The sequence below is a fragment of the Variovorax sp. GW821-FHT09D05 genome, assembly GCF_059416325.1.
In genome coordinates, this window is record NZ_JBWKOZ010000005.1 from 16,504 (window position 1) to 37,480 (window position 20,977).

21 protein-coding genes are annotated in these 20,977 nt (G+C 66.7%); 14 read left to right on the forward strand and 7 right to left on the reverse strand.

Annotation, left to right across the window (positions count from 1 at the left end; all coding sequences use genetic code 11):
• Window positions 1-7 precede the first annotated feature (7 nt).
• On the reverse strand, window positions 8-1,216 hold the full coding sequence (locus AC07O3_RS14350) for an aspartate transaminase (protein ID WP_495339648.1): 1,209 nt from the start codon (window positions 1,214-1,216) through the stop codon (window positions 8-10).
• Window positions 1,217-1,387: 171 nt separating this feature from the next.
• On the opposite strand from AC07O3_RS14350, the gene nac reads away from it, so the two are divergent.
• The 12 genes from nac to AC07O3_RS14410 all read left to right on the forward strand — a co-directional run bounded on the left by nac (window position 1,388) and on the right by AC07O3_RS14410 (window position 11,491).
• On the forward strand, window positions 1,388-2,326 hold the full coding sequence (gene nac, locus AC07O3_RS14355) for a nitrogen assimilation transcriptional regulator NAC (RefSeq protein ID WP_176928866.1): 939 nt from the start codon (window positions 1,388-1,390) through the stop codon (window positions 2,324-2,326).
• A 136-nt stretch (window positions 2,327-2,462) separates the two neighbouring features.
• Window positions 2,463-2,891 carry an acetyl-CoA carboxylase biotin carboxyl carrier protein gene (locus AC07O3_RS14360; RefSeq protein ID WP_495339649.1) on the forward strand — a complete coding sequence of 143 codons (429 nt, stop codon included), beginning with the start codon at window positions 2,463-2,465 and terminating at the stop codon, window positions 2,889-2,891.
• A gap of 13 nt (window positions 2,892-2,904) precedes the next feature.
• Window positions 2,905-4,257: an acetyl-CoA carboxylase biotin carboxylase subunit gene (gene accC / locus AC07O3_RS14365; RefSeq protein WP_093057355.1), complete on the forward strand. Its 1,353-nt coding sequence runs from the start codon at window positions 2,905-2,907 to the stop codon at window positions 4,255-4,257.
• Entirely contained in the window at window positions 4,254-4,925 is a 672-nt protein-coding gene (pxpB, locus tag AC07O3_RS14370; protein ID WP_495339650.1) for a 5-oxoprolinase subunit PxpB, read from the forward strand. The genes accC and pxpB overlap by 4 nt, the downstream gene beginning before the upstream one ends.
• The gene (locus tag AC07O3_RS14375) at window positions 4,922-5,905 is read left to right on the forward strand and encodes a 5-oxoprolinase subunit C family protein (protein WP_495339651.1); all 984 of its coding nucleotides are present in this window, start codon (window positions 4,922-4,924) and stop codon (window positions 5,903-5,905) included. Before pxpB ends, AC07O3_RS14375 begins: the two co-directional genes overlap by 4 nt.
• Before the next feature lie 298 nt (window positions 5,906-6,203).
• The gene (locus tag AC07O3_RS14380; protein ID WP_495339652.1) at window positions 6,204-6,599 is read left to right on the forward strand and encodes an acetyl-CoA carboxylase biotin carboxyl carrier protein; all 396 of its coding nucleotides are present in this window, start codon (window positions 6,204-6,206) and stop codon (window positions 6,597-6,599) included.
• 21 nt (window positions 6,600-6,620) lie between these two features.
• Window positions 6,621-7,385 (forward strand): LamB/YcsF family protein, encoded by a 765-nt coding sequence (locus tag AC07O3_RS14385; protein ID WP_093077571.1) that lies wholly within the window; start codon window positions 6,621-6,623, stop codon window positions 7,383-7,385.
• A gap of 165 nt (window positions 7,386-7,550) precedes the next feature.
• Window positions 7,551-8,303: an SDR family oxidoreductase gene (locus AC07O3_RS14390; RefSeq protein WP_495339653.1), complete on the forward strand. Its 753-nt coding sequence runs from the start codon at window positions 7,551-7,553 to the stop codon at window positions 8,301-8,303.
• Window positions 8,304-8,340: 37 nt separating this feature from the next.
• A complete protein-coding gene (locus tag AC07O3_RS14395) occupies window positions 8,341-9,042 on the forward strand; it encodes an amino acid ABC transporter permease (RefSeq protein ID WP_093057361.1) in 702 nt (233 codons plus the stop codon).
• Window positions 9,043-9,054: 12 nt separating this feature from the next.
• The gene (locus tag AC07O3_RS14400) at window positions 9,055-9,813 is read left to right on the forward strand and encodes an amino acid ABC transporter permease (protein ID WP_093057362.1); all 759 of its coding nucleotides are present in this window, start codon (window positions 9,055-9,057) and stop codon (window positions 9,811-9,813) included.
• A gap of 53 nt (window positions 9,814-9,866) precedes the next feature.
• Window positions 9,867-10,601: an amino acid ABC transporter ATP-binding protein gene (locus AC07O3_RS14405; RefSeq protein ID WP_093057491.1), complete on the forward strand. Its 735-nt coding sequence runs from the start codon at window positions 9,867-9,869 to the stop codon at window positions 10,599-10,601.
• A 47-nt stretch (window positions 10,602-10,648) separates the two neighbouring features.
• Entirely contained in the window at window positions 10,649-11,491 is an 843-nt protein-coding gene (locus AC07O3_RS14410; protein ID WP_093057363.1) for an ABC transporter substrate-binding protein, read from the forward strand.
• Window positions 11,492-11,507: 16 nt separating this feature from the next.
• On the opposite strand, the gene AC07O3_RS14415 is transcribed toward AC07O3_RS14410, so the two are convergent.
• Genes AC07O3_RS14415 through AC07O3_RS14430 form a run of 4 tightly spaced genes read right to left on the reverse strand, consistent with a single transcriptional unit; the run spans window position 11,508 to window position 16,412 of the window.
• Window positions 11,508-13,892 (reverse strand): LPS-assembly protein LptD, encoded by a 2,385-nt coding sequence (locus tag AC07O3_RS14415; RefSeq protein ID WP_495339654.1) that lies wholly within the window; start codon window positions 13,890-13,892, stop codon window positions 11,508-11,510.
• A 35-nt stretch (window positions 13,893-13,927) separates the two neighbouring features.
• Window positions 13,928-14,617 (reverse strand): response regulator, encoded by a 690-nt coding sequence (locus AC07O3_RS14420; RefSeq protein ID WP_093057365.1) that lies wholly within the window; start codon window positions 14,615-14,617, stop codon window positions 13,928-13,930.
• A 4-nt stretch (window positions 14,618-14,621) separates the two neighbouring features.
• Complete coding sequence (locus AC07O3_RS14425; protein ID WP_307616688.1) at window positions 14,622-15,383, reverse strand: nuclease-related domain-containing protein; 762 nt, start codon at window positions 15,381-15,383, stop codon at window positions 14,622-14,624.
• Between the two features lie 18 nt (window positions 15,384-15,401).
• On the reverse strand, window positions 15,402-16,412 hold the full coding sequence (locus AC07O3_RS14430; RefSeq protein WP_495339655.1) for a hypothetical protein: 1,011 nt from the start codon (window positions 16,410-16,412) through the stop codon (window positions 15,402-15,404).
• Between the two features lie 306 nt (window positions 16,413-16,718).
• Here AC07O3_RS14430 and AC07O3_RS14435 point away from each other — a divergent pair, with 306 nt between their 5' ends.
• Window positions 16,719-17,879, forward strand: a complete 1,161-nt coding sequence (locus AC07O3_RS14435; RefSeq protein ID WP_093057368.1) for a porin — start codon at window positions 16,719-16,721, stop codon at window positions 17,877-17,879.
• Window positions 17,880-18,035: 156 nt separating this feature from the next.
• Complete coding sequence (locus tag AC07O3_RS14440; RefSeq protein ID WP_495339656.1) at window positions 18,036-20,162, forward strand: type IV pilus secretin PilQ; 2,127 nt, start codon at window positions 18,036-18,038, stop codon at window positions 20,160-20,162.
• 21 nt (window positions 20,163-20,183) lie between these two features.
• On the opposite strand, the gene AC07O3_RS14445 is transcribed toward AC07O3_RS14440, so the two are convergent.
• Together AC07O3_RS14445 and AC07O3_RS14450 are read right to left on the reverse strand one after the other, a co-directional pair.
• Entirely contained in the window at window positions 20,184-20,579 is a 396-nt protein-coding gene (locus AC07O3_RS14445) for a hypothetical protein (protein ID WP_495339657.1), read from the reverse strand.
• A gap of 105 nt (window positions 20,580-20,684) precedes the next feature.
• Window positions 20,685-20,948, reverse strand: coding sequence for a hypothetical protein (locus tag AC07O3_RS14450; protein ID WP_495339658.1), 264 nt, complete (start codon window positions 20,946-20,948; stop codon window positions 20,685-20,687).
• Window positions 20,949-20,977: the final 29 nt, after the last annotated feature.

A 20,977-nucleotide genomic window follows, 5' to 3' on the forward strand; every position in this document is an offset into this window, starting at 1 on the left:
GCGCGCGTCAGCGCAGTGCGGCCACTGCACGGGCGATGCGCGTGCAGCCTTCTTCCAGCGTCTCGATCGACGTGGCAATGGAAAGACGGAAGTAGGGCGACAGGCCGTACGCGGTGCCCGCGACCGCGGCAACGCCTTCGCTTTCGAGCAGGTACATCACCACGTCGCCGTCCTCGTTCAGGCGCTTGCCTTCGGGCGTGGTCTTGCCGATGAGGCCGCCGCAGTTGATGTACAGGTAGAAGGCACCGGGCGGCGTCGCGCAGCTCAGGCCGGGAATGTCGTTGATGAGCGCCAGCGTGCGATCGCGCCGCTGCTTGTACACGGCCACGCTCTCGGCCACGAAGCCCTGGTCGCCATTCAATGCAGCAGCCGCAGCCGCCTGGCTCACCGAGCAGCAGTTGCCGGTGGACTGCGACAGCAGCGTGTCCAGCGCCTTGATCAGGTCCACCGGGCCGGCCGCATAGCCGATGCGCCAGCCGGTCATCGCATAGGTCTTGGAGACGCCGTTCACTATCAGCGTGCGATCGCGCAGCGCGGGCGCTTCCACGAGGAGGTGCGGCGTCGTCTCGCCGTCGAAGCGGATGTGCTCGTAGATCTCGTCGGTCATCACCATCACGTGCGGATGGCGTTCCAGCACTTCGGCCAGCGCGCGGTATTCGGCGGCCGTGTAGCTCGCACCGGTCGGGTTGCTCGGCGAATTGATCAGCAGCCAGCGCGTGCGCGGCGTGATGGCGGCCTCGAGCTGCGCGGGTGCCAGCTTGAAGCCCTGGGATTCGGGGCAGGCCACGGTAACGGGCGTGCCCTCGCAGGCGAGCACCATGTCGGGGTACGACACCCAGTAGGGTGCGGGAATGATCACCTCGTCGCCCGGCTCCAGAGTGATCGCAAAGGCGTTGTAGATCGCGCTCTTCGCGCCGCTGGTGGCGATGATCTCGTTCATCGCATAGCGCAGGCCGTTCTCGCGTTCGAGCTTGGCGACGATGGCTTCGCGCAGCTCCACCGTGCCCGCCATCAGCGTGTAGCGCGTGGCGCCGCGCTCGATGGCGGCGGCCGCGGCCTGGCGGATGTGGGGCGGTGTGTCGAAGTCGGGCTCGCCCACTACGAGATTCACGATCGACTTGCCCTGCCTGCGCAGTTCGTTGGCGCGGTCGGCGGCCGAGGTGCTGGGCGAGGGCTTGATGCGCCGCACGCGGGCGGCAATGCGGGACGTGGTCACATGACTTCCTGTTCTTGCTGTGCAGAGGCTTGCATGGACCGAACGGTACGCACATCGAACAGCCGAGGCCAAGACGACTTTTCACTGGTTGTATAGGCGCAGCTTATGGTGAGCCCTGATACCGGCTGTGCAGGGCCGGTGCTAGGCTTGGCTTTTGCTTGGGGACAAGGCGTGAACCTGCGACGCCTCAAATATTTCGTGAAGATCGTGGACATCGGCAGCCTGACCCAGGCCGCCGAGGTCCTTTTCATCGCCCAGCCTGCGCTGAGCCAGCAACTGGCCACGCTCGAGGGCGAAGTGCGCCAGCAACTGCTGGTGCGCACCAAGCGCGGCGTGACGCCCACCGAAGCCGGCAAGGTGCTGTACCGCCATGCGCAGATCATCCTGCGCCAGTGCGAGCAGGCCCGCGTCGACATGGAGGCTGCGGGCGAAGGGCTCTCCGGTCAGGTTTCCGTGGGGCTCGCGCCCGGCACGGCGGCCTCGGCACTCTCTTTGCCGCTGCTGCGCACCGTGCGTGCGCGCCACCCGGGCATCCTGCTCTACCTGAACGAGAACTACGGCACTACGCTGAGCGAGCTCATCATGAATGGCCGCATGGACCTCGCCGTGCTCTACGGCGACAAGGCCATTCACGGGCTTACGTTCTTGCCGCTGCTCAAGGAGCCGCTGTTCCTGGTCGGCCCCGCATCGATGCCGGCGCCCTCGCAGCCTGTGAAGCTGGCCGACCTGCGCGACATCGAACTCTTTTTGCCGCGCCCGTACAACGTGGTGCGCAAGTTGGTGGACGCGGCCTTCGTGCGTGCGGGCATGGTGCCGCGCGTGGTGGCGGAGATCGAATCGGCCTTTACCCTCACGGCGGCCATTGCCGATGGGCTGGGCGCCACCATCCTGCCGGCGTCGATGGCGCGCGAGGTGGTCGCGAGCTGCGGGGCCTGGCAATTCCCCATCGTCGACCCGGTCATCGAGGCGCCGCTGGCGCTGTGCCAGTCCGACCACCTGCCGCTGTCCGAGCCCGCGCAGGCGGTGAAAGACATCCTGCTCGAACTCGTGGTCGACCTGGCCCGCACCGTCGCATCGACGCCTGAACCCGAGCTCGCCGCCTTGTCTTGAACTGATGGGCCGCCCGTCATAAGGCGCCCTTATCCCGGCACAGCCAATCCGTCTTTGGCTTCGGGCCCGCGGCCCGTTACCTTTCATGCATGCCGTCACGCGTTCGCGGAATGCGTCGGCCATCACAGCCATCGGCATGAAGCAGGAACAGATCAAGACGCTCATCGACGCTTTGGCCGCATCGGACCTGGCGGAACTGGAGTACAGCGAGAACGGCAGCACGCTGCGGCTGGTGAAGCTGTCGGCGCTGGGCGTCGCAACTGCCGTGCGAAGCCCGTCCGCTGCACGCAAGGCTCCGCGACAGGCTTTGGAAGAAACAACGGCGGTTGCCAGCACCGAGTGCCTTGCACCGCTGTTCGGCGTGGTGCACCTGCAGCCCGCGCCTGGCGAGCCGCCCTTCGTGCAACCGGGTCAGGCTGTGGAAGCCGGCCAGCTGCTGTGCGTGATCGAGGCGATGAAGATGTTCAACGAAGTCCGCGCCGATCGTGCGGGCACCGTGCAGCAGGTGCTCGTGCATTCGGGCCAGGAAGTGGAAGCAGGGCAGTCCCTGTTCCGCTTCGGATGAGGAGGCACGCGCGATGTTCGACACCGTGCTCATTGCCAACCGGGGCGAAATCGCCTTGCGCATCCAGCGCGCCTGCCGGGGCCTCGGCCTGCGAACGGTGGTCGTGCACTCCGAGGCCGACCGCGACGCGATGTACGTCGCGCAGGCCGACCAGGCGTTGTGCATCGGGCCCGCGGCGCCGCGCCTGAGCTACCTCAACCAGTCCGCCATCCTGTTCGCCGCCGAGGTGAGCGGCGCGCAGGCGATCCATCCCGGCTACGGCTTTCTCTCGGAGAACGCGGGCTTCGCCGCGCGTGTCGAGCAGGCCGGCCTCGTGTTTGTCGGCCCCAGCGCCGCCTGCATTCGCACCATGGGCGACAAGGTTTCTGCCAAGCGCGCGATGCGCAAGGCCGGCGTGCCCTGCGTGCCCGGTCCCGACGAGGCGCTGCCGGACGACCCGGCCGCAGTGCTGGCCCTGGCGCGCGACATCGGCTATCCGGTGATCGTGAAGGCCGCGGGCGGGGGCGGCGGGCGCGGCATGCGCGTGGTGCACGAAGAGGCCGCGCTGCTCGACGCCATGGCGCTCACGCGCGAAGAAGCGCGCCAGGCCTTCGGCAACCCCGAGGTCTACATCGAGAAGTTCCTGCTGCATCCGCGGCATGTCGAGATCCAGGTGCTGGCCGACAGCCACGGCAACGCCGTGTGGCTGGGCAGCCGCGACTGTTCGCTGCAGCGCCGCCACCAGAAGGTGATCGAGGAGGCGCCCGCGCCCGGCATCGACGACGCGCTGATGGCCGAGGTGGGCGAGCGCTGCGCGGCCGCGTGCCGGCAGATCGGCTACTGCGGCGTAGGCACCTTCGAGTTTCTCTACGAGAAGGGTGCGTTCTATTTCATCGAGATGAACACGCGCCTGCAGGTGGAGCACCCGGTGACCGAGATGACCACCGGCATCGACATCGTGCAGCAGCAACTGCGCATGGCGCTCGGCGAGCGCCTGTCGCTGGCGCAGGCCGACGTGCGCTGCCAGGGCCATGCCATCGAGTGCCGCATCAATGCCGAGAACCCCGACACCTTCGCTCCCGCGCCTGGCCGCATCACCGGCTGGCAGGTGCCTGGCGGCTTCGGCGTGCGCGTCGATTCGCACGCGGGCGCCGGCTACCGTGTGCCGCCGTACTACGACTCGATGATCGCCAAGCTCATCGTGCACGGCGACACCCGCGCCGATGCGCTCGATCGCATGCACCTGGCGCTGGCCGAGACGCATGTGGAAGGCATTGCCACCAACGTGCCGCTGCACCGCGCGCTGCTGCGCGACGACGGCTTTGCCGCCGGCGGCGTCGACATCCATCACCTCGAACGCTGGCTGCAGCAAAGGAGCGCGGCGTGAGCGCACAGGCATCCCGTACCGAACCGTCCATCAGTCTTCTGGGCACCACGGCGCTGCTGTTCGAAGCGCCCGGCGCCATGAACCTGCCGTCGCAGCAGCGCATCTGGGGGCTGGCGCATGAGGCCGAGAGCTGGCCCGAAGTGCGCGAGGCCGTGCCGGGCATGAACAACCTGATGCTCACCTTCACGCGCGCGCCGCGCCATCTCGATGCGCTGTGCGAGCGCCTGTGCAACGCCTGGAGCGCTGCCACCGCCGTGCCGCGCGAAGGCCGCGTGGTCGAGCTTCCCGTGGTCTACGGCGGCGAGGGCGGCCCGCACATGGCCGACGTGATGGCGCACACCGGCCTGAGCGTCGAGGCCATCGTCGAGCTGCACAGCGCGCCGCTCTATCCGGTGTATGCACTCGGCAGCCATCCCGGCTACTGCTACCTGGGCGGCATGGACCCGCGCATTGCCACGCCGCGGCGCAAGACGCCGGTGCTGAGCATCCCGGGCGGCGCGGTGTCGATCGGCGGCGCGCAGACGGGCGTGTCGGCATCGGCCGGCCCCAGCGGCTGGAACACCATCGGCAGCACCTCGATGGTGTTCTTCGACCCCGCGCAAGATCCGCCCGCCATGCTGCAGCCGGGCGACATGATCCGTTTTCGCGTGGAGGGCATCGTCCGATGATCGAAATCCTTTCGTCCGCCGCGCTCGCCACCGTGCAGGACCTGGGCCGCACCGGTAGCCTGCGCTGGGGCGTCGGCACCTCGGGCGCCATGGACAACCTCGCGCTGGCCGCTGGCAACCTGCTGCTGGGCAACGCGCTTGGCGCGGCTGCCATCGAGGTGCCGGTGTTTCCGTTCAAGGTGCGCTTCGACGAAGACTGCGCCTTCGCACTGACCGGCGCCGACTGCGCAGCCAAGCTCGACGAGCAGCCCCTGCTGCCCTGGTGGGTGCACCAGGCACGCGCCGGCCAGGTGCTCACGCTGGGCCTGCCGCAAGGCGGTGCGCAGCGCGGCAGCCGCGCCGTGCTGTGCGTGGCCGGCGGCGTCGACGTGCCCGAGGTGCTGGGCTCGCGCAGCACCCAGCTGCGCGGTGCCTTCGGCGGGCATGAAGGGCGCGCGCTGCGCCGTGGCGACGTGCTCCGCGCAGTCGACGCAGGCAACGCGTGCCGCACCGGGTTCGGCCTGGTGCCGCCCGCGCTCGCACTGCCGCTGGAGCGCGATGGCGTTGCCGCCGTACGTGTGCTGCCCGCTGCCGAGTACCTGGCCTTCGAGCCGGCCTCGCGCGAAGCCTTCTGGGTCGGCGAATGGAAAATCACCTCCCAGAGCGACCGCTACGGCTACCGTCTCGACGGCGAGGCGCTGCGGCCCATTGCACCGATGGAACTGCGCTCCCACGGCATCGTGCCCGGCGTGATCCAGGTGCCGCACAACGGGCAGCCCATCATCCAGATGCGCGACGCCCAGCCTTCGGGCGGCTACCCCAAGTTCGGCACCGTGATCGAGGCCGACATGTGGCGCCTCGGCCAGGCACCCATCGGCAGCCGCATGCGCTTCATCGAAACCACCTGGGACGAAGCCCTGACCGCACTCGACGAAGTGCGCGCGTGGCTCGACAAGGTGGCGCGCGTGGTGGCTCTTCATCGGGGGGCGCCTCGTGTTTGAGCGTTGTTGTCGTTCGGGGCGCGATCACGCCGACGGGGTACCTTGCTCCGCGAATGTCCCCCGGCCTGCGGCCTCCTCCTTTATTTCGCTGCGCAAGGCACCCCATCGACGTGATCGTTGGACTGAGCGCAGGTTGATCCGCCGAACGCCAGCAGCGTGCCTCGTGCACAGGCCGTCGGGTGCTCCCCGCAGCGAAATAAAGGAGGAGGGCGAAGCCCGGGGGACATTCGCGGAGGGGAGTACCCGGCGGCCTGTGCATCACCCCGAACAAGAGCACCAAAAAGCGAAGGCCTGAAAAATGCAGGACACAGCACTGCGCACCCCCCAACTAGCCGCCTGGCTGGCCAACACAGACATCGGCCTGCTCGAACTGCGCACGCCAAACGGAACCCTGCGCCTGGGCAGACAGGGCGACGACATCATCGAACTGCCGGATGAAGAAGCCGAGCCCGAAATCCTGTCGATCCGCGCCCCTTCGCTCGGCGTATTCCTGCAAAGCCATCCACTGGCTGCTGTACCGCTGGTCCGCATCGGCCGGCGCGTTGAAGCCGGCCAGACCATCGGCCTGTTGAAGATCGGCCCGCTGCTGCTACCCGTGACCGCACCGCAAGCCGGCATCGTCGACAGCATCCACGCGGCCGATGGCCTCGCAGTCGGCTACGGCGCCCAACTGTTCGACCTGCACCCCCTCTGACGAACGAGACAAGGATTCACGATGGACATCGATCTGAATGCAGACCTCGGCGAAGGCTTCGGCCCCTGGCGCATGGGCGAGGACGAAGCCCTGCTCGACATCGTCTCCTCCGCCAACGTGGCCTGCGGCTTCCACGCGGGCGACCCGGTCATCATGGACCGCACCGTGCGCATGGCGCGCCAGCGCGGCGTCGATGTCGGCGCGCACGTGGGCTTTCCCGACCTCATGGGGTTCGGGCGCCGGCCGATGCAGATAGAGACGAAGGAACTGGTGGCATACGTGCTCTACCAGCTGAGCGCGCTGGAGGGCATGGCCCGCACCGCCGGCCACCGCATGACGCACATGAGCTTCCACGGAGCGCTCGGCAACATGGCCGCGGCCGACGCCGCGCTGGCCGAGCCGCTGGTGCGCGCCGTGGCCGATTTCGATCCCTCGCTCACCGTCAGCACCTCCGCCAGCCGCGCCATCGAGGGCGCGGCCGAGCGCTGCGGCCTGCGCGTGCGCACCACCTTCCTGGCCGATCGCGCCTGTGGCGACGACGGCCTGCTCGTGCCGCGCAAGCTGCCCGGCGCGGTAATCCACGAGCGCGACGCGGTGCTGGCGCGCGTGCGCCAGCTTCTCGAAGAAGGCACCGTCACCAGCAGCACCGGCAAGAAGATCCCGATGCGCGTGCATTCGATCCTGCTGCACGGCGACACGCCAGGCGCCGTCGACCTGGCTCGCGCCGTGCGTGGCGTGGTCGAGCAGGCGGGGCGCGTGGTGCCCATCTCAAAACAATCGACCTGATGCATCGGGGCACGAACATGGTGCTTACCCTTACTCATATGCACAGATGCCGGGCGACATAAGGGGGGCTTATCGCTCCACAGTCAATCCGTCTTGGCGCCGCCCGCAGGCGCTGGCTACAGTGAAATCCAGGCAGTCATCTGCCCCTTAACGAAAGAACCCGATATGCCGTTTTCCGACTACAAGACCGCGCTGGTGACCGGAGCCTCTTCAGGCATCGGCGCCGCCGTCGTCGAACGCCTGAGCAAGGAAGGCCTCAAGGTCCACGCGCTTGCGCGCAGCGCCGACAAGCTGGCCGACCTGGCCGCGCGCACCGGCTGCATTCCGCACGCCATCGACGTGAGCGACCTCGCCGCAGTCACGCGCCTCGCGAAGGAAGTCGAGTTCGACGTGCTGGTCAACAACGCCGGCGTGGACCGCCCCGGCTCCATCCTCAAGGCCGACGCCGAAGGCATCGACCTGCTGGTGGACGTCAACCTGCGCGCCGTGCTGCACCTGTGCCGGCTCGTGGTGCCCAGCATGGCGGCGCGCGACCGCGGGCACGTGGTCAACATCAGCTCCATTGCGGCGGCCTACAACTTCGGCGGCAACAGCACCTACCACGCGACCAAGGCGGCCGTGAGCATGCTGTCGCGCCAGCTGCGCATCGACTGCTTCGGCAAGCGCGTGCGCGTCACCGAAATCTGTCCGGGCCGCGTGGCCACCGACATCTTCGCGCACGTGCACGGCGACTCCGAAGACACCTACAAGCGCTTCGTCGAAGGCTATGAACTGCCGCAGGCCGAAGACATCGCCAACGCCATCGCCTTCGCCATTGCCGCGCCCATCGCGGTGAACGTGGGCCACATGGAAATCACGCCCACGCTGCAGGTGCCCGGCGGCCTTTCGACCACGCGGCCGGAAACGCCGCGCGACTGAGCCCCCGGCCCATGCACGCCACGCAAAGGAACAGCGCATGAAGGACTTCGACCTGCTGGCGATCCTGCTGAAGCCGGAGTTCGGCGACATGCTGCTGCACGGCCTGCTGGAGACGCTGAAGATCGCGGCCGGCTCCTGGCTGCTGGCGATGACCATGGCCGTCGTGCTGCTGGTGGTGCGGCTCACGCCGAACCGCATTGCCGAGCGCATCGTGGCCGGCTATGTCTCCTACCACCGCAACGTGCCCACGCTGGTGCAGCTCATGTTCTGGTACTTCGGCATCTTCAGCCTGCTGCCCGATGCGCTGCAGGGTTGGCTGTCGGTGCACAACGCAGAGAGGCTGCTGTCGATCGTCGCGCTGGGCCTGTGCCAGGCCGCCTACTTCAGCGAAGACATGCGCTCGGGCCTGCGCGCCATTCCGTCGGGGCAGGCCGAGGCCGCGCGTGCGCTCGGCCACGGCTACATCGGCTCGATGCGCCACGTGATGCTGCCGCAGGCCATCCGCAACGCGGTGCCGGCGCTGGTGAACCACAGCGTGTCGCTCTTCAAGAACAGCAGCCTGGCCATGGCCATCGGCGTGGCCGAGCTGACGCACGCGGTGAAGGAAATCGAGAGCCAGAGCTTTCGCACCTTCGAGGCCTACAGCGTGGCCACCGTGCTGTACCTGGTGTGCTCGCTGCTCATCATGGCGGTGGGCGGCTGGCTGTCGCGGCGCTATCGCATCGTCGGTGCACGTTAAGCAGGAGCCACGATGTTCAGCGTCTACGAAATTCTTCGCGACAACTGGCTGCTGCTGCTGGTCGGCCAGTATCCCACCGGCCCGCTCGGCGGCATCGTCGCCACCCTGATCCTGTCGGTGCTCGGCATCGTGCTGGCCTTTCCGCTGTCGGTGCTGCTTGCGCTGGCACGGCTCTCGCCATGGCGCCTGCTGCGCTGGCCCGCCACCGTGCTGGTGTACGTGGTGCGCGGCGTGCCGCTGCTCATGGTGATTTTGTGGGTCTACTTTCTGGTGCCCATCCTCATCGGGCGCGAGGTGTCGGGCTTCACCACCATGCTGTGCACGCTGGTGATCTACGAAGGTGCCTACCTCTCGGAGGTGGTGCGCGCCGGCATCCAGTCGCTGCCCAAGGGCCAGAGCGAGGCGGCGCGCGCGCTCGGCCACAGCCACCTGGGTACCATGTGGTTCGTGATCCTGCCGCAGGCGCTCTACAACATGCTGCCGAGCATGCTGAGCCAGTTCATCTCCACCATCAAGGAGACCACGCTGGGCTACGTGATCAACGTGCAGGAACTCACCTTCGCGGCCAACCAGATCAACAACCAGCTGCTGACCAAGCCGTTCCAGGTGTTCTTCATCCTGGCGATGACGTACTACGTGGTCTGCTTCAGCCTGACGCAACTGGCGCAATGGCTGGAGCGGCGCATCGCGCACAAGCGGCTCGGCGCCGCGCCGGTGAAGGCCGCCGAAGACGGCGTGCCGCTTCCAACCCCTGTGGTGACCCAGCCATGACAACGCCCGCTCCACACCCCGCAGGGCGGCCCGCTGCCGCCAAGGACGACACCATGATCCTGTTCTCGAACATCAACAAGTGGTACGGCGACTACCAGGCGCTGGCCGACATCAATGCCGAGGTGAAGAAGGGCGAGGTCGTGGTGGTCTGCGGGCCCTCGGGCTCCGGCAAGTCCACGCTGATCCGCACCGTGAACCGGCTGGAAGAAGTGAAGTCGGGGCAGCTGCTTTTCGACGGCCACGACATCCATGCGCCCATGGGCAGCGCGGCGCTGAACAAGCTGCGCAGCCGCATCGGCTTCGTGTTCCAGAGCTTCAACCTGTTTCCGCACCTGTCGGTGCTGGAGAACATCATGCTGTCGCCGATGCGCGTGCTCGGCGTGAAGCGCGGCGACGCGAAGGCCAAGGCCGGGCAGCTGCTCGAACGCGTCGGGCTGTCGAACAAGGCGGGCGCGTACCCGGCGCAGCTCTCGGGCGGCCAGCAGCAGCGCGTGGCGATTGCCCGCGCGCTCGCGATGGAGCCGCCGGCCATGCTGTTCGACGAGCCCACCAGCGCACTCGACCCCGAGATGGTGGGCGAGGTGCTGTCGGTGATGCGCGGGCTTGCCAACGACGGCATGACCATGATGTGCGTCACCCACGAAATGAACTTCGCCCGCGAGGTGGCCGACCGCGTCTGGTTCATGGACGCGGGCCGCATCCTGGAGAAGGCCGACCCCGAGACCTTCTTCGGCAGTCCGCAGCATCCGCGCGCGCAGCGCTTCCTGTCGGACCTGCGCGCGCATTGAGTCCAGTCCCCGTCGTTCACTTTTTCGCAATCTCCCAGGAGCTCACCATGTCGAACAAGACCGTCTTCCGCCTCGCCATTCTTGGCACCTGTCTCAGCGCGGCCTCGCTGCTCGCGCACGCCGACCAGTGGAGCGACATCAGCCAGCGCAAGGAGCTCAAGTGCGGCACCTTCGCCGACGTGCCCCCCTTTGCGGCACCCGACCCGAAGACGCGCGAGATGGTGGGCCACGACGTCGACCTGTGCAATGCGCTCGCCAAGGAACTGGGCCTCACCGCCAAGGTCACGCCGCTGTCGGTGGAGGCGCGTGTGCCCGAAGTGAAGCTCGGCCGCGTCGACGTGACCATCGCCAACCTGGCCTACACCAAGAGCCGCGGCGAGCAGATCCAGTTCAGCGACCCGTACTACGTGGCCAAGGAAATGCTGGCCGTCAAAGCCTCCGACCCCGGCACGGCCAAGGCAGACTTCAAGGGCAAGCGCCTGAGCTCGACCAAGGGCTCCACCTCCGAGATGTCGATCAAGATGAACGGCTCGGAACCGGTCACGTTCCAGGACACCGGCTCGGCCTTCATGGCGGTGCAGCAGAACAAGTCGGTCGGCATGGTCGCCAACACCATGACCATCACCAAGCTGGTCAACCAGTCGAAGACCGAAGGCGTCGCGCTGAAGATGATCAAGGACCCGATGGTGCTCCAGCCCATCGGCATCGGCATGAAGAAGGACGAGCCCGTGCTGCTGTCCAAGGTGAACGCTGCCCTCTACGCGCTGGAGAAGTCGGGCGAGCTCGACCGCCTCTGGGCCAAGTGGCTGGGCCCGAACACCGAATACAAGATGGTGCGCGAAGAGAAGGTCACGCCGCTGGCTGACCTGAAGTTCGAACTGCTGCCCTGAACCGACCTGAAGCCCCTCAGTCGTAGTTCGTGAACCGGCTCGGCTCCTGCGTAGGGGCATTCAACGGCTGATAACCCTGAATGTTCTGCAGCAGCGTGCTCGTCGGGTTCGAGCCGACGTTGCCGAAGCCGTTGAACTGGATCTGGAACATCAGCCGTGTGTCGGGCGTCGTGCGGCCCGACACGAGGCGCTCGAGCACGACGCGGCCCACCCAGCAGCAGGCGTTGTACTCCGCGCCGATCAGGCTGTCGGACATCGCGTGGTCGTGCAGGCTGTAGCTCAGCCGCCCCACCGCATACCAGCGCCCCGGGTCCGTGGGCGACTTGTTGCCGAAGAGGCCTCTCGTCAGCTCGCTCAGCGGCCACTGCCAGTTGAAGTCCACCGTCTTCGTGCCGTCGTCCGCGGTCGAGCTGCTGTCTGCCTGGTAGCGGAAGGCCGCGGTGAGCGTGTGGTACGGCGCGGGCGTGTAGCGCAGGGTGAGCGCGTCGCGCGAGCTCTTGCCGGTATCCATGTTGTATTGCGCGATGCCGTCCACGCTCCACTTAGGATTCCAGTGCACCAGCCCGCCGACGATGAAGTCGCCCGTGCGGTCGGTCACGGCGGTGCCGCTGGGCAGCGTGACGTTCTGGTCGCTGAAGCGAAAGCGCTGCGCGATGCCGAAGCGCGCCGACTCGGCGCCGGTGGTCGGGTCGATCAGGCGCGTGCTCACGCCCGTGGTCAGCGTGTTGGTGTCCGAGACGCGGTCGTTGCCCGAGAACGCGTTCTCGGTGTAAAGCGTGGCAAAGCTGATGTCATTGGCGGCCGTGTCGTACACGGGCAGCTGGCTCTGGTCGCGGTAGGGCGTGTGCACGTAGAAGGCGCGCGGCTCCAGCGTCTGCCGCCATGCGCGCCCGAAGAGGTTGGTGTCGCGCTCGAACACCAGACCGCTGTCGAGGCTCACGGTCGGCACCACGCTGGTGATGGAGGTCGCGCCGCTGGCCAGCGCCGAATCGAGCTGGTAGGCGGCGGTGTGCAGCAGCAGCTTCGGAATCACGTAGCCGCCTGGTGTGACCCACGGCCGGCTGATCTGCAGGTTGCCGACCATGCGCTCGCCGTTGGGCTGCTTGATGCCGTTGAGCGTGGGCGAGTAGGCGGAATCTATCTCGAAGCGTGTGTAGTCCAGCGTGCCCGACACGTCGAAGCCGTGCCAGTCGTACTTGTTGTAGTTGGCCGTGATCTGCGGCACGCGGTTGTACGAAGGTGTGATGGGCGAGGCCGCGTACTGCAGCGTCTGGTAGGCGAGGGTGCGCGCCTGGCCGCTCCAGTCGCCCTTGGTCCAGTTGAGGTCGAACTCGTTGGTGAGCGTGCGCGAGGTCAGCGTGGGTGTGTGCGAGAAGTCGCGCCAGTAGTCGTCGTCGCTCACGCGGTTGATGTTGAACGCGGTGCTGAGCGAATCGAGCCCGAAGGGCTTGGGATCCAACTGCTGGTTGTGCTGAGCCCACAGGCCCCATCGGTTGATGCCGCGCAGGCTGTCGCTGGGCATCTCGTCAACGCGGATCTGGCCGCTGTAGGTTTTCTCGAGGTAGCGGAACTCGGTGCCCAGGTTCACGCCGCGGCTGGTCATGATCTCGGGGTACAGCGTGAGGTCGCGGTTGGGAGCGATGTTCCAGTAGTAGGGCTGCAGGTACTCGAAGCCGTTGGTGGTGTCGTAGCCGATCACCGGCGGCAGCAGGCCGCTCTGGCGTGCGTTGCTGAGCGGAAAGCTCACCGACGGTATCGAGGGCGTGGTCACGCCGAGGAAGCTGATCTGCGCATCGGTGGCGGTCGCGAGGTTGGTATCGGTGTCGGTGGTCATCGTGACCGCCGTGAGCATCCACGCAGGCACCCAGCTCGAGTAGTTCTCGCGCAGGCAGGTGGTGTAGGTGGCGTGCCGCGCGATCGACACCTTCGGGTCGACGAAGTCGATGCGATCGGCCTCGCCATGCCCGCCGTTGGCCAGCAGCGTGTAGCGCACGTGGTTGAAGAAACCCTCGAAGCTCTCGACCTTCAAGTGCAGCTCGGGGCCTTCGTACACGTTGCCGGCCTGGTTCAGGTGCACGTTGCCTGTGGCCGTGGCCAGGTCGCCCGGCGGCTGGTATTCGAGCCGGTCAGCCGTGATGCGCGTGTCGCCGCGCCGCAGCGAAGCATTGCCTTCGACCACCACTTCGAGGTCGGGCCGACCGCTGAGCTTGTCGCCGTCGACCAGGCTCGGGCGCGTGCTGCGCTCGGTTGGTGCGATGGTCTCCGCGAGCTCTGGCGTGCGGCGCAGCGTCATCGGCGCCTCGGTCCATGTTTCCTGTGCCGGGGCCGTCTGTGCACGCAGCAGGAGCAGCGACAGCAACACCATCGGCGGCCGCGGAAAACCGCGCCAGCGTAATTTCATGTGAGAGGATTTCCAGGAAGCAAGCCGGCGTCGGGTCAGGCGTCTTGCCTGGCCTGCGATTCCCATGCAAAGCCGACGCCATAGACCGAGCGGATCCAGTCGTGCTCGGTCGAGACGGTGGCGAGCTTCTTTCTGAGGTTCTTGATGTGGGTGTCGACCACGCGTTCGTTGACGTCGAGCGCCTCCGGGAACGCGGCTTCGAGCAGCTTCGAGCGCGTCAGTACCCGCCCGGGCTCCTGCGAAAGCGCGCGCAGCAGCAGCGACTCGCGGCGCGTCAGGGGCAGGTAGTGCCCGTCGAGAATCGCGCAGCCGCGCACGGCCCCGAAGGTGATCGGCACCGAAGGGCGCGCGACGATGCGGCGCTGCGCATAGCGCCGCAGCACCGTGTGGATGCGCACCACGACTTCCCTCGGAGAAAAGGGCTTGCACACGTAGTCGTCCGCGCCGAGCTCGAAGCCGCGCAGCCGGTCGGCTTCGTGCGCAAGCGCCGTCAGCATGATGATCGGGTGGTCGCTGCGCGCGCGGATCTTCTCCAGGATCTGCAGGCCGTTGACGTGCGGCAGCTGAACGTCGAGCAGGGTGAGCGCGGGCGGCGAGGTCAGGATGCGATGCAGCGCGACCGCGCCGTCGTCGATGTGGTCGACCTCGTGCCCGGCGCGATGCAATTCGTCCAGCAGCACCGACGCGGCGTCGCGCCCTTCCTCCACCAGCAGGATCCGGCTCATCGCGTCATTGCAGCTTCAGGACGCCCGGATGCGCCGGCCTGACCGGGGCCTGCGCGCTCTTTTCGCGACTGTTCCTCATGTGGTCGTCGACCGTCAGGTTGCCCTGCAGGCCGGTCAGCAGCCGCAGCGTGCGGTCGATGGCGTTGTCGTCGAGCATCGGATAGCCCTGCTCGGTGCGCCCGTTGTTGCGCGCCACGCGCGCGATGTAGGGCAGGTCCTGCGGCGTGATGACGACGGACGGCATCACGCCCTGCAGTTCCACGCCCTCGAACGGCAGCAGCACGAAGTACTGCACCCGCAGGTCGGGCGGCAGCAGGCTGCGCAGGTGCGTGGTCTTGCGACCGCACTGCCAGGCCGGGTCTTTCACCTCGCGCGCCAGCGAATGCCCGTTCTGGCGCAGGAACCAGCGCGGCAGCGCCTGGGCGGCGGTCTTGCGATACACCACCGCGTTGCGCCAGCCCTTCACCTCGAACAGGTACACGCCGGCCTCGCACACCAGTGCCACGTCGAAGCGGGCCGTAGGCACGGCGCTGCCTTCGTACATGGGGATGACGAGGTCCCGAAGCACATGCATCCGATCGAATGCGGGCTGGAACGCACTGACGAGTTGCTGGATGGCCAGCGTGGTCGCCGTGGTGTTGTTCGCTTGCTCGCCGTCCGCCGGGCACGCGCGGCGCACGGGTGCGGCAGTGTCGGGCTTCGGGTGTCCGTGGCCGGCCAGCTTCAGCACGGGGCGGGTGGGGACTTTATGCAAGGCAGTGGTCATGTAAGGCTCCTTCGAACTTCAAGGATTGCGCAACTTTCGGGAGACTTTGTGCAGAAACGGCAATTGATCCGTTTGTTCGGCCTGCGCGGATTGCGGGCCCGCGATCGAGTCGATCGACGGGTTGTTTCCGATGCTTCCCATGAAGACGACCCACGCAAGAGCCAGCTCGCCGTTGGCTGCGGCCAGCACGTGCAGGTCGAGCAGCAGGCCCTGGAAGTCCTCCATCAGCTGCACTTCGGAGATTTCACCGCGGTCGCGGCGCTGCTTCGACGATTCGAATTCGGCCCTTGCATTCGCGACGCGCGCGTACGCGGTGTTCGCGATGTCGCTCTGCGCCTGCAGGCGGCGCAGTGCCTCTGAAACCTGCTCTCGTGCCTGCGCAACCGCGTGCACGTAGAAGGGATTGCCGGGCACGTCGATGTTCTGTTGCTCTTCGTTCGTTGCCTCGTTCGTCGCTTCGATCACGCCGTCGGGCATCACGCTCGCGTCGGCGCCGTAGAGTGCGGCGGCCAGGTTGACGTCGTTCCTGTTGGCAAGCACCGCCATCGGGAGCTCGCGCGGCACCTCGGCTGCGAAGCGGGGCAGCGACTTGTCCTGCAATGCGTCGGCGAGCATTTCGTTCAATGCAGCTTCCGACATGTGGCACTGCTTCGCCAGATAGGCGATGTAGCTCGCGCGTTGCGCCTGCAGCTTGCCGATGGTCGTTTCCGCGCTGGCGTGCCGTGCCGCGAGCTGCTTCGCAAAGTCGTCGTACGGCTGCGTGGTGCCCTGGATGAGCAGGGTTTGCCGCACGACGGCGGAACGCGTGTTCTCCAGATAGAGCAGCTCGAGCGTCTTTACCTTGAGCGCGATGTAGGTCGCGGCCACGCCCGATTCGTTGGCGCCGCCCGATGCGGCCATCAGCCGGTTCATCGCCGTGTCCTCGAAGCTGGCCCACCAGTGTTGCTGCTGCGTGTTTGCCGGCGCCTGCGTGCGCACCTTGTGGTCGACGAACATGCTCGCCGCAAGCACGGAGGTGGAGTGAACCATTGCGATGCTCGTGCTGGCGCATGCGATGGCCAAGGCGCCGCAAATCGCCGCTATCAGGATTCGTGAGCGCTTCACCTGTGAGTCTCCAGCTTCGTCATGCGTGGATCTTTTCAGGCGATCTGGGAGAAATTTGAAGGACGCCGCAATGGCCCTGCCGCATGAGGCCTGCGCGTGTGTGATGTACGCGCACAACACTCGAAGCCGCAGAAAACGGAACCACCAAATTCCTCCTGATTTGGGCGAAACCATGCGTACAGCCGGTCGATACCGAACGGCCGCATCAGACCTGAAACTGGAGAACCCTGAATGAAGAAAACCCTCACGGCATTCGCTGCCCTGGCCGTCTGCGGCCTGGCTTCTGCCCAATCGTCCGTCACGTTGTTCGGCGTCGTGGACGCTGGCCTGACCTACCAGTCGAGCACCTCGCGCGACACGACCACCGGCGCGTCGGTCAAGCAAAGCAAGACGAGCCTGGGCAACTCGGCCTACAACTCCAGCCGCATCGGCTTCCGCGGCACCGAAGACCTCGGCGGCGGGCTGGCAGCGAGCTTCTGGCTCGAAGCGCCCATCACCAACGACGACGGCGCCACCGGCATCTCCACCTTCGCGCGCCGCTCCACCGTGAGCCTGTCGGGTGGCTTCGGCGAGCTTCGCCTGGGCCGCGACTACACCGCCACCTTCTGGAACGACACCGTGTTCGATCCGTTCGGCACCAACGGTTCGGGCACCAACGTCATCAGCACCGTCAGCGGCAACACCACCATCAACAACGCCAACTACGTGCGTGCCAGCAACTCGATCGGCTACTTCCTGCCGCCGAACCTGGGTGGTTTCTACGGCCAGGTGCAGTACAGCCTGCACGAGAACGCCAGCACCGACGCCACCAGCACCACGGCAGCTTCCAGCAGCACGGCTGGGCGCTACGTCGGTGGCCGCTTCGGCTACGCCAACGGTCCCCTGGACGTGGCACTGGCCGTGGGCCAGAGCACCGTCGTGGACACCACCGCGCTGGAGCGCAGGGTGCAGACCATCAACCTGGGCGCTTCGTACGACTTCGGTCCTGTGAAGCTGTTCGGCGAGCTGTCGAACGTGAAGAACAAGTTCGACTACGCGGCAGCGGCTGACACGCACGACACCTACAACGGCTACCTGATCGGTGCGACCGTGCCGGTGGGCGCAGGCCTGATCCGCGTGGCGTACTCGCAAGTGCGCTACAACGAAGGCACGGCCGGCATCACGGGCGAAGACCCGATGGCACGCAAGTTCGCAGTTGGCTACGTGCACAACCTGTCCAAGCGCACGGCGCTGTATGCGACGGTGGCGCGCGTGAACAACCGCAACGACGTGAACTACACGGGCAGCCTGGTGTCGGCCAGCACCACGGGCTACGGCAGCACGGGCACCAGCTACACGGGCCTGCCGCGCTCTTCCACCGGCTACGACTTCGGTATCCGCCACGCGTTCTGATGACGTGAGGACGTGAAGGGGGCAGCGCGGCCAGCAAGCGGCCGCGCTGCTCGCCCCCGCTGCGCAGCATGGACTGCGCGGCGCCGGGGCATCGCTGCGCTCGGGAGGGACCTCAGGGCAGCGAGGAGATGGAGCCGCAGTTTCAAGGCAGGTGAAATGAAAAAACAGTCATTCGTGCTCGCGCGCTGGTTGCGCGCGTCCGTCTTCTTGCTCGTTGCCTTCGGGGCGCTCGCAGCGGCGCAGGCACAGGCACAGAACAGAATCGAATCAGTCACGGGCTCCGTGCAGGCAGGCAGCGAAGTGCTGCGTGTCGATTTTTCCGAACCGTTGGCCGCAGCGCCCAACGGCTTCGCCATCCAGTCGCCGGCGCGCATCGCGCTCGACTTTCCTGGCATGACCAGCCGCCTGGGCCGGGAAGCCATCGATATCAGCCAGGGCAACCTGCGCTCCGTCAACGTGGTGCAGGCGGGCGAGCGCTCGCGCCTCGTGCTCAACCTGAAGCAGGCGACCGCCTATACGACCGAGCTGCGTGGCAAGTCGCTGCTGGTGGTGCTGCAACCCGCGGCGGGCCCCGCGCTGGTGGCTTCCACACCCTTCGAGTTTGCCGAGAACCGCAACCGCGACGTGCTGCCATTGCGCGACGTCGATTTCCGCCTGGGCACCGAGGGTGCCGGCCGCGTGATCGTGTCGCTGCCCAACGACCAGGTGGGCGTGGACATCCGCCAGCAGGGCAAGGGCCTCGTGGTCGAGTTCACCAAGTCGTCGCTGCCCGAGGGGCTGAACCGCCGGCTCGACGTGTCCGACTTCGGCACGCCGGTCCAGTCGGTGAGCATGCAGCAGTCCGGCGACCGCGTGCGCATGGTGATCGACCCGCGCGGCGAATGGGAGCACAGCGCCTACCAGAGCAACAGCCAGTTCGTGGTGGAAGTGCGTCCGCGCAAGGAAAACCCCAACAAGCTCGCGCAAGGCACGGGCTACAGCGGCGAGAAGCTGTCGCTGAATTTCCAGAACATCGAGATCCGCTCGCTGCTGCAGGTGATTGCGGACTTCACCAACTTCAACATCGTCACTTCGGACTCCGTCAGCGGCACGCTCACGCTGCGCCTCAAGGACGTTCCGTGGGACCAGGCGCTCGAGATCATCCTGGAGGCGAAGAACCTCGGCATGCGCAAGAGCGGCAGCGTGCTGCGCATCGCGCCGGAAGACGAGCTCAATGCCAAGGAAAAGATCAAGTACGAGGCGCAGGCCACGCTGCAGGGACTGGAGCAGCTGCGCACGCAGTCCTTCCAGCTCAACTATGCGAAGGCCGCTACCGTGGCGCAGGGCCTTACGGGCACCGGAAGCAGTGGAGGCGGCGGTGGCAGCTCGGGCTCGACCACTCGCATCCTGAGTTCGCGCGGCAGCGTGCTGGCCGAGGTTCGCACCAACCAGCTCTTCGTGACCGACATTCCCTCGCGGCTGTCGCAGGTGGCTGACCTCCTGCAGAAGCTCGACGTGCCGGTGCGCCAGGTTCTGATCGAGGCGCGCTTCGTCGAGGCGACCGATACCTTCAGCAAGTCGCTGGGTGTCAAGCTCGGCGGCGGCTCCGTCAATTCGAACTCGTCGGTGGGCGTGACGCCTTCCGTCAGCTCGACCACGACCGGCGGCGTGACCACCACCACCAGCACCAACACTTACTCGAGCACCAGCTTCGTCAACCTGCCGGCTACCAGCACGACCGGCGACGCGGTCGGCACCTTCGCGCTGTCACTGTTCAATTCGAGCCTGACGAAGATGCTCAACCTCGAAATCTCCGCGCTGGAGGCGGACGGCAAAGGCAAGGTGGTTTCGAGCCCGCGCGTGGTGACGGCCGACCAGACCAAGGCGCTGATCGAGCAGGGCACCGAGCTGCCCTACCAGGTAGCGACATCGAGCGGCGCCACGTCCATCGCGTTCCGCAAGGCCAACCTCAAGCTCGAGGTAACGCCGCAGATCACGCCCGAGGGCAACATCATCCTGGCGCTCGACGTCAACAAGGACACCGTGGGCCAATCGACCACAGCGGGCTACGCCATCAACACCAAGCACATCCAGACCGAAGTGCTGGTGGAGAACGGCGGCACCGTCGTCATCGGCGGGGTCTTCGAGCTGACGGACACCAATTCGGAGTCCCGCGTGCCGGTGCTGGGCGAACTGCCGATGGTCGGCGCGCTGTTCCGCACCCGCAGCCGGGTCAACAACAAGACCGAGATGCTGATCTTCATCAGCCCGAAGATGATTTCGGATCGGAACGCGGCGCGTTGAGGCGGATCGCCACAGGCGCATCTACAGGCGCATCAGGGATCGCTTCTGGCTCTCGGCCTTCTTCGCGGCCTGCAGTCTCAGGCCCAACGCTGTCGCCTGTGCTGCAATCTGGTCTCTCAGGGCCCTCACCCGGTCCCTGAGCGCGACGAGATTCGCCGTGATGGTGGCTCGGCGCACGGTGTCGGCTCCGTCGATCAGGCGGCACACGTTTTCCATGCCCGACAAGAGGCCTTCCAGCTGGGTGATGAGGAACAGGCATTCCTTGCGCAGCAAAGTGAGCTTCTTCACCAGCGCCTTGAGGGCCTCCAGGTTCCCGGGCCCGATGTTGGTCAGGATCAGGTGATGTATTTCCACGGGCATCGACAGCAGGCCGACCGCTGGGTGCAATAGACCGGGGGAGTGTGCGGGTCCCAGCATTTCAGACCGCAGCTGCAAACATAGGGTGGCATCGCTGTTCTCCTCGAAGTGCGATGGAGGCCGTCGTCCCGCTCGCGATTCTCGAAGAGTGCCGTCCGGCTGCAATCACCCGATCATGTGATCCGCCCCTGGCGCCTGCCGGATGGCCGTCCTGTCCGGCGCCGCCTCGGCTTCTTCCTGCTCCATCCAGTGCGTCCCGGCGCCATGTGCCTTGTTGCCGGCCTCCACGGCCGCCTGGAATGCGGCGCGCACCAACGGCGTGTCAGGCTCCCACAGCCAGTGGCCCTCGACGGGGTGCCCGAACAGGCCCACGCACGGCAATCGCCAGCGCAGGCGGATCCATGGGCGCGAAGCTGCGGGAGTGCACATGCCGGCGAGTCTGCGCGGCGATGTGGGAG

Bases quoted from the DNA above. Each gene is read 5' to 3' on its own strand.
- AC07O3_RS14360 (WP_495339649.1), top strand. From the start codon at position 2,463: ATGAAGCAGGAACAGATCAAGACGCTCATCGACGCTTTGGCCGCATCG.
- accC (WP_093057355.1), top strand. From the start codon at position 2,905: ATGTTCGACACCGTGCTCATTGCCAACCGGGGCGAAATCGCCTTGCGC.
- AC07O3_RS14375 (WP_495339651.1), top strand. From the start codon at position 4,922: ATGATCGAAATCCTTTCGTCCGCCGCGCTCGCCACCGTGCAGGACCTG.
- AC07O3_RS14380 (WP_495339652.1), top strand. From the start codon at position 6,204: ATGCAGGACACAGCACTGCGCACCCCCCAACTAGCCGCCTGGCTGGCC.
- AC07O3_RS14385 (WP_093077571.1), top strand. From the start codon at position 6,621: ATGGACATCGATCTGAATGCAGACCTCGGCGAAGGCTTCGGCCCCTGG.
- AC07O3_RS14390 (WP_495339653.1), top strand. From the start codon at position 7,551: ATGCCGTTTTCCGACTACAAGACCGCGCTGGTGACCGGAGCCTCTTCA.
- AC07O3_RS14395 (WP_093057361.1), top strand. From the start codon at position 8,341: ATGAAGGACTTCGACCTGCTGGCGATCCTGCTGAAGCCGGAGTTCGGC.
- AC07O3_RS14400 (WP_093057362.1), top strand. From the start codon at position 9,055: ATGTTCAGCGTCTACGAAATTCTTCGCGACAACTGGCTGCTGCTGCTG.
- AC07O3_RS14405 (WP_093057491.1), top strand. From the start codon at position 9,867: ATGATCCTGTTCTCGAACATCAACAAGTGGTACGGCGACTACCAGGCG.
- AC07O3_RS14410 (WP_093057363.1), top strand. From the start codon at position 10,649: ATGTCGAACAAGACCGTCTTCCGCCTCGCCATTCTTGGCACCTGTCTC.
- AC07O3_RS14415 (WP_495339654.1), bottom strand. From the start codon at position 13,892: ATGAAATTACGCTGGCGCGGTTTTCCGCGGCCGCCGATGGTGTTGCTG.
- AC07O3_RS14420 (WP_093057365.1), bottom strand. From the start codon at position 14,617: ATGAGCCGGATCCTGCTGGTGGAGGAAGGGCGCGACGCCGCGTCGGTG.
- AC07O3_RS14425 (WP_307616688.1), bottom strand. From the start codon at position 15,383: ATGACCACTGCCTTGCATAAAGTCCCCACCCGCCCCGTGCTGAAGCTG.
- AC07O3_RS14430 (WP_495339655.1), bottom strand. From the start codon at position 16,412: ATGGTTCACTCCACCTCCGTGCTTGCGGCGAGCATGTTCGTCGACCAC.
- AC07O3_RS14435 (WP_093057368.1), top strand. From the start codon at position 16,719: ATGAAGAAAACCCTCACGGCATTCGCTGCCCTGGCCGTCTGCGGCCTG.
- AC07O3_RS14440 (WP_495339656.1), top strand. From the start codon at position 18,036: ATGAAAAAACAGTCATTCGTGCTCGCGCGCTGGTTGCGCGCGTCCGTC.
- AC07O3_RS14445 (WP_495339657.1), bottom strand. From the start codon at position 20,579: ATGCTGGGACCCGCACACTCCCCCGGTCTATTGCACCCAGCGGTCGGC.
- AC07O3_RS14450 (WP_495339658.1), bottom strand. From the start codon at position 20,948: ATGTGCACTCCCGCAGCTTCGCGCCCATGGATCCGCCTGCGCTGGCGA.